The following is a 6,885-nucleotide window of genomic DNA, read 5'->3' as shown; positions in this document are numbered from 1 at the left end:
CCGAGGACGGGCCCGTCCTCGTCCTGGGCCCGTCGCTGGGCACCACCTGGCATATGTGGGACCGCCAGATACCTGAGCTGTCCCGCCACTGGCGCGTGCTGCGGTTCGACCTGCCCGGCCACGGCGGCGCCGCCGCCCACCCCGCCCATTCGGTCCCCGACCTCGCCGAGCGCCTGCTGGGCACGCTCGACATGCTGGGCATCGACCGCTTCGGCTACGCGGGTTGCTCGATCGGCGGGGCCATCGGCGCGGAGCTCGCGCTACGACATCCGCTCAGATTGGGCTCCCTCGCACTCGTCTCCGCCGCACCGCGCTTCGGCACCGCCGACTCCTACCGCCAGCGCGGCGTGGTGGTCCGCACCAACGGCCTCGACCCGATCGCCCGCGCCACCCCCGACCGCTGGTTCACCCCCATGTTCGCCGCCGGTCAGCCCGCCATCGTCGACTGGTCCGTCCAGATGGTCCGCACCACCGACCCCGGCTGCTATATCGCCGCCTGCGAGGCCCTGGCCGCCTTCGACATCCGCGCCGAGCTCGGCCGCATAGGCGCCCCGACCCTGGTCGTGGTGGGCGCCGACGACGAGGTGACCCCGCCGGCCGACGCCCGGATGATGGTCGCCGGGATCCCCGACGCCCGGCTCGCGCTGGTCCCCGGCGCCTCCCACCTGGCGCCCGTCGAACAGCCCACCGCCGTCACCGACCTCCTGGTGCGCCACTTCTCCGCCTCCTGGCAGTCCGCGGACCAGCCGACCGGTATGACCGCGATCCCCACCCCCGCGGCCCGATCGATGCTCGCCACCGCGCCGCCCACCGGCGTGCCCGTCAACGGCTTCCCGGTCAACGGCGTCCCCGTCAACGGAGTCCCCGTGAACGGAGCCGTCAACGGCGTTGCCAACGGTGTGCACATCACCGGCGCCCCGGTCGCCGAGATCAGCTACGTCGAGCCCGGCTCCGCCCTCGTCGACACCCGTTCGGACGCGTACGACAAGGGGATCAGGGTCCGCCGGGAAGTGCTCGGCGACGCCCATGTGGACCGTGCCGAGTCCAACGCCGACGAGTTCACCGGCGACTTCCAGGACTTCATCACCCGCTATGCCTGGGGCGAGGTGTGGACCCGGCCCGGCCTGGACCGGCGCACCCGCAGCGTGATCACCCTCACCGCGCTCGCCGCCCGCGGCCACCTCGACGAGCTCGCCTTCCACACCCGCGCCGCGCTGCGCAACGGGCTGACCCCCGCCGAGATCAAAGAGGTGCTGCTGCACACCGCCGTGTACTGCGGGGTGCCCACCGCGAACTCGGCCTTCGCCGTGGCGCAGCGCGTCATCCGCGAGGAGACCACACCCGAGGGGTGACGCTCCCTCTGAGCGGCCCCCTGAGCGGCCCGGGGAACGCCCCGGGAGCACAATGACCCCCATGAAGCTCACCAAGAAGGGCCACGCCTGCGTGGCGCTGGAGAAGGACGGTCAGTCGCTCGTCATCGACCCCGGCGCGTTCAGCGAGGAGGACGCCGCGGTGGGCGCGGACGCGATCCTGGTCACCCACGAGCACATCGACCACTTCGACGAGCGGCGGCTCCGCGCCGCGCTCGACGCCAACCCCGCCGCGCGGATCTGGACGCTCGCCGCCGTCGCCGAGCAGATCGCGGACGCCTTCCCGGGCCGGGTGCACACCGTCGGCGAGGGCGACACCTTCACCGCCGCGGGATTCGACATCGAGGTCCACGGGCAGCTGCACGCCGTCATCCACCCGGACATCCCGCGGATCACCAATGTGGGCTACCTGGTGGACGGCTCCCTCTTCCACCCCGGCGACGCGCTCACCGTGCCCGAGCGGCCGGTCGAGACCCTGATGCTGCCGGTCCACGCGCCGTGGAACAAGCTCGCCGAGATCGTCGACTACGTCCGCGAGGTCGCGCCGAGCCGCGCGATCGACATCCACGACGCCCTGCTGTCCGACGTCGCGCCGCTGGTCTACGGCCGCATGCTCGGCCCCGAAGGCCCCGGGATCGGCGCCGATCACCTGCGCCTGGTGCCGGGGGAGAGCGTCACGGCCTGAGGGAATCCCGCGCGGTGAGCGTTGTCGGACCCGCGAGGTAGGTTGTCCCCTATGCGCATCGCGACCTGGAACGTCAATTCGATCACCGCGCGGCTGCCCCGCCTGCTCGCCTGGCTGGAGAGCAGCGGTACGGACGTGCTGTGCATACAGGAGATCAAGAGCGCCGAGAGCGCCTTCCCCTACGAGCCGCTGCGCGAGCTCGGCTATGAGGCCGCGGTCAACGCCACCGGCCGGTGGAACGGGGTGGGGGTGATCTCCCGCGTCGGCCTGGCGGACGTGACCCCGGGCCTGCCCGGCGGCCCGGACTACGAGGGCGAGCAGGAGCCCCGCGCCATCGCCGCGACCTGCGGCGGCGTCCGCGTCCAGTCGGTGTACGTGCCCAACGGCCGGGAGATCGGGCACCCCCACTACGACTACAAGCTGCGCTGGTTCGAGGCGCTGCGGACCTCCGCCGCTGTCGACGCGGCGGCCGGCGGCCCCTTCGCCGTCCTCGGCGACTTCAATGTGGCGCCGGCCGACGAGGACGTATGGGACCGCGCCGTCTTCGAGGGCTCGACGCATGTCACCACCAAGGAGCGCGAGGCGCTGGCCGCCCTGCGCGAGGTGGGCCTGTCCGATGTGATGCCGCGCCCCCTGAAGTACGACCACCCCTTCACCTACTGGGACTACCGGGAGCTGGGCTTCCCGAAGAACAAGGGCATGCGGATCGACCTGGTGTATGGCAACGAGGCCTTCACCAAGGCCGTGAGCGATGCGTATGTGGACCGCGAGGAGCGCAAGGGCAAGGGCGCCTCGGACCACGCGCCGGTCGTCGTAGACCTCGACATCTGACGCCTCCGACCGGCGCGTGGCCCGGCCCGCGGGTCAGCCGGTCAGCTGCCGCAGATCGATCGAGTCGGCCATCGCCTGCAGCCCCGTGTCGCCGGGGTGCAGATGGTCGCCGCTGTCGTAGGCGGGCAGGATCCGCTGCGGCCGCAGCGGATCCCGCACCGCCGCGTCGAAGTCCAGCACCCCGTCGAACTCCCCGCCGCTGTCCCTGATGAAGGCGTTGACGGCGGTGCGCCGGACGTCCACATCCGCCGTGCACAGCGACTCGCCCTCGCAGGGCGCGATCGTCGCCATCACCACCCGCAGCCCGCGCTCATGCGCGCGCTGGGCGATGGTGCGCAGCCCGGCGGTCAGCTGCTCGGCCGAGGCGCCCCAGCGCAGATCGTTGATGCCCTGGAAGACCAGGACCGTACGGACGGTCGTCTGGGCGAACACATCGCGCTCCAGCCGGTGCAGGGCGCTCACCCCGCCGGTGTCGGTGCTCACGCCCTCGCCCGGGTAGCGGTCGGTCACCACGCGGTTGGCGGAGATGCCCTGGTTGAGCACCCCGTACGCGGGGACGTCGGACTGGCCGAGCAGCCGCCGGGCCAGCACGTCCGGCCAGCGCCGGTTGGCGTCGGTGGTCGACTTGGTGCCGTCGGTGATCGAGTCGCCGAGGGTCACCACCGACCCCGGCCCGCCCTCGACGTCCACACCGGTCAGAAACGGCCAGGTGGTCAGGGTGCCGGTGTACGCCTCGCCGCCCGCGTCGGCCGTGTGGTCACCGCTGCCCGGCGGGCTGAGATACGAGCGCTGGGTGGCCTGGCTGTGCACCGGCACGGCCTGGACCGTCTCCGGCAGATGGATGCTCACCAGCAGATTGGCGTCCGGCGGGACATCGAACCCCACCGGGTCGCTGAACTCCTGCGCCCCCGCCGCGATCTCGATGCGCTCCCGGCCGCCGAAGGTGAGCGGGACGGGGTCGCCGTCCGCCGCCGCGCCCTGCGCTTGCAGGGAGACGCTGGCGCGGCCGATCCGCACCGGGGCCGCCGCGAAGGTGTTGGCCAGCCGGATCCGGGCCGTCGGGCCGCCCGCGCTGGTGTGCACCACGAGCCGCAGCGTCTGGTCGGTCCACGGGCCGACCGCCGTATAGCCGCTGGTGCTCGCCGACCAGCTGCCCGTCCAGCCCTCGGCGGCCCGGCGCACCGAGGCGGCGAACACATGCAGATCGGCCGCGCCCGGGTCGTGGGGCAGCACCACCGAGGAGATCTCCCGGCCGCGCTCCACCGGCACCGTCACCGCGTACAGCCGCGCGGTCTCCACCCGCTGTCCCGCACCGCTGTTGATATGGGGGAGGGCGACGGCCCGGGTGCCCGTCGGGCCCGAGCGCCAGTCCGGGGCGGTGAGCGTGTACGTACTGCTCGACCCGTCGCGGTAGCGGACGAGGCCGGTGCCGCTCGCCTCGCCGCCGGTCCCCGCGACCAGGAAGGAGACCGCGTCGCCGCGCCCGCGCAGCCGTACCGTCTGCCCGTCGGACCGTACGTTGTCCGGGCGCCCGTTGTCGGCCGCTCGGGGCCAGGTGAGCCGGGCCGAGTCGATGGTGAGGGCGCGGCCCGGGGCCCAGCCGGCGGCCCGCAGATCCTGCGCGGACAGTGAGCTGCCCGTCCCGTCGAAGTCCGCGCCGCCGGGGTCGCCGTCGTCGCTGACCGCCGTGTTGTCGAAAAGCCGCTCCAAAGGGAGCGGCTTTCGGGGTTCTTGGCCGGGCGACCCCGGCGTGGCGGCGCCCGCCGGCGCCGCCGTCCAGGCGAAGGAGAGGGCGACACCTCCCGTCACGAACGCGGTCGCTGTCCACCGTCTGCCGACGAGCATGCGTGTGTCCCCTCTCGCAACCAACCCAACCGGCGATCCGACAGGTGCGGGACGAACGTAGAGAGGCGGGTGGGTGTCGTCAAGACAATGATCAGATCACGGGGTGTCAGCGCGCCCTGTGGTGTGGTGGGCGTGGGGGTGCCACGCTGAGTGGTATGAACATCCCGTTCTTGGGCAACTGGCGCAAGCGACACGACCAGGCGCACGGCACGGCTGTCATGACCGCCCGGGAGGCGGATCCGCAGGGCGTGGCCCAGCTGTTGTCGGAGTGTGAGCTGCTGCGCGCCCGGGCGGCGTCGGCGGGGGTCGGGCTCGACGACTCCGCGGCCTCCTTGGAGGCGCTGGATCAGCTGCTGCCGCGCTGGCGCGACGACCCCGACGAGCTGCCGTGGCTCGGCAACGACGCCGGTCTGTATCTGGGCACGGTGATCATCCGTACCGTGCCCGGCGCGCTGTGGCAGGTGTGGCCCAACGGGCGGCCCGTCGTCCGGCTCTCCTCCGGGCGGGAGATCGATGTGGTGGGGGCGGGCCATGAGTGGGCGGCCGACGGCGCGCCCGAGCTTTCGTATGTGTACGCGGAGGTCGCGGAGGTCTGAGCGGCGTTCCCCCCACTCGGTCGCTCTGGGGGGTTAAATACCCATTGATGCGTGTCGTCGGCGAGGCGCCCGTTATGTGTGGATAGTTTGCGCTGAGCCCGACACAGCTGAAAGTGGGTGTGGCGGTATGGCCGTCGGCGAATCGTTGATCGAGCTGCGCGAGGTCAACAAGTACTTCGGCGCGCTGCACGTCCTGCGGGACATCGACCTCGCCGTCGGCCGTGGCGAGGTGCTGGTCGTCATCGGCCCCTCCGGCTCCGGTAAGTCGACCCTGTGCCGGACGATCAACCGCCTCGAGTCCATCGACTCCGGCGCCATCACCGTCGACGGCGTCCCGCTGCCCGAGGAGGGCAAGGAGCTGGCCCGGCTGCGTGCCGACGTCGGAATGGTCTTCCAGTCCTTCAACCTGTTCGCCCATAAGACCGTGCTGGCCAATGTGATGCTCGCCCAGCTCAAGGTGCGCGGCCGGACCAAGGAGGAGGCCGAGCGGCGCGCCCGTGAGCTGCTGGACCGGGTGGGGCTCGCGGACCAGGCGGCCAAGTACCCGGCTCAGCTGTCGGGCGGTCAGCAGCAGCGGGTGGCCATCGCCCGCGCGCTGGCCATGGATCCGAAGGTGATGCTCTTCGACGAGCCGACCTCCGCGCTCGACCCGGAGATGATCAACGAGGTGCTGGAGGTGATGCGCCAGCTGGCCCGGGACGGTATGACGATGGTCGTGGTCACCCATGAGATGGGGTTCGCGCGCTACGCCGCCAACCGCGTGGTGTTCATGGACGGCGGCAAGATCGTCGAGGACCGCCCGCCGGACGAGTTCTTCGCGGCGCCGAGCACCGAGCGCGCCAAGGACTTCCTCTCCAAGATCCTCAAGCACTGAGCCCCGGGTGGACCACATGACGCGCATCCGCCGCGCGCTCGCGGCCCTGGCCCTCGCCGTGGTGGTGCTCGCCGCGGCGGCGGGCTGCGGCAAGGAGGGCAGCCCGCCGGTCAAGGGGCCCAAGCCCGGGGCGCTGCCCGCCTACAAGGTGGCCACCGGCTTCCGGCTGCCGTCCTCTCCCACCTGGCGTAAGGCCAAGCGCCGCGGATACCTCGTGGTGGGCGCCAAGGAGGACCAGCCGTACCTGGGCGAGAAGGACCCGGCCACCGGCCGCTACTCCGGTTTCGATATCGAGATCGCCAAGATGATGGCGGCCTCCCTCGGCTTCGACCCCAAGACGGTCAGGTTCAAGACCATCGCGTCCGCGAACCGCGAGACCGCCCTCCAGAACGGCCAGATCGACTACTACGTCGGCACGTACACCATCAACCCGCTGCGCAAACGCCTGGTCGGCTTCGCCGGCCCCTACTTCATCGCCGGTCAGTCGCTGCTGGTCCGCACCGACGAGCACGACATCCACGGCCCGAAGGACCTGGCCGGCAAGACCGTGTGCTCGGTGGCCGGCTCCACCCCGCTGATGCGCATCCAGTCCGACTACCCCAAGGCCCACGCCGTCGCGTACGACACCTACTCGGTCTGCGTGGACAACCTCATCAGCCTCCAGGTGGACGCGGTCACCACCGA

At 71.8% G+C, this 6,885-nt stretch carries 7 protein-coding genes; 6 read left to right on the top strand and 1 reads right to left on the bottom strand.

The features are described 5' to 3' along the window. From pcaDC to CCN51_RS36470, 3 genes are all read left to right on the top strand, one after another. Positions 1 to 1,352, top strand: a 1,352-nt coding sequence (gene pcaDC / locus CCN51_RS36480; RefSeq protein ID WP_086860577.1) for a bifunctional 3-oxoadipate enol-lactonase/4-carboxymuconolactone decarboxylase PcaDC, incomplete at its 5' end; no start/stop codon positions are given. A gap of 61 nt (positions 1,353 to 1,413) precedes the next feature. Beyond that, positions 1,414 to 2,055: an MBL fold metallo-hydrolase gene (locus CCN51_RS36475; RefSeq protein WP_014175502.1), complete on the top strand. Its 642-nt coding sequence runs from the start codon at positions 1,414 to 1,416 to the stop codon at positions 2,053 to 2,055. Positions 2,056 to 2,106: 51 nt separating this feature from the next. Beyond that, positions 2,107 to 2,886: an exodeoxyribonuclease III gene (locus tag CCN51_RS36470; protein ID WP_086860573.1), complete on the top strand. Its 780-nt coding sequence runs from the start codon at positions 2,107 to 2,109 to the stop codon at positions 2,884 to 2,886. A 33-nt stretch (positions 2,887 to 2,919) separates the two neighbouring features. Here CCN51_RS36470 and CCN51_RS36465 read toward each other — a convergent pair whose 3' ends face one another. Beyond that, a complete protein-coding gene (locus CCN51_RS36465) occupies positions 2,920 to 4,731 on the bottom strand; it encodes an SGNH/GDSL hydrolase family protein (protein ID WP_014175500.1) in 1,812 nt (603 codons plus the stop codon). Between the two features lie 155 nt (positions 4,732 to 4,886). On the opposite strand from CCN51_RS36465, the gene CCN51_RS36460 reads away from it, so the two are divergent. From CCN51_RS36460 to CCN51_RS36450, 3 genes are all read left to right on the top strand, one after another. After that, positions 4,887 to 5,327 carry a DUF6278 family protein gene (locus CCN51_RS36460; RefSeq protein ID WP_014175499.1) on the top strand — a complete coding sequence of 147 codons (441 nt, stop codon included), beginning with the start codon at positions 4,887 to 4,889 and terminating at the stop codon, positions 5,325 to 5,327. A gap of 127 nt (positions 5,328 to 5,454) precedes the next feature. Further along, a complete protein-coding gene (locus CCN51_RS36455) occupies positions 5,455 to 6,201 on the top strand; it encodes an amino acid ABC transporter ATP-binding protein (RefSeq protein ID WP_086860571.1) in 747 nt (248 codons plus the stop codon). Between the two features lie 16 nt (positions 6,202 to 6,217). Beyond that, positions 6,218 to 6,885, top strand: a 668-nt coding sequence (locus tag CCN51_RS36450; protein WP_086860575.1) for a transporter substrate-binding domain-containing protein, incomplete at its 3' end; no start/stop codon positions are given.

This window comes from Streptomyces milbemycinicus, from assembly GCF_002154605.1.
GTDB classification, from domain to species: domain Bacteria; phylum Actinomycetota; class Actinomycetes; order Streptomycetales; family Streptomycetaceae; genus Streptomyces; species Streptomyces milbemycinicus.
This window is presented reverse-complemented; position numbering and strand designations above follow the sequence as displayed.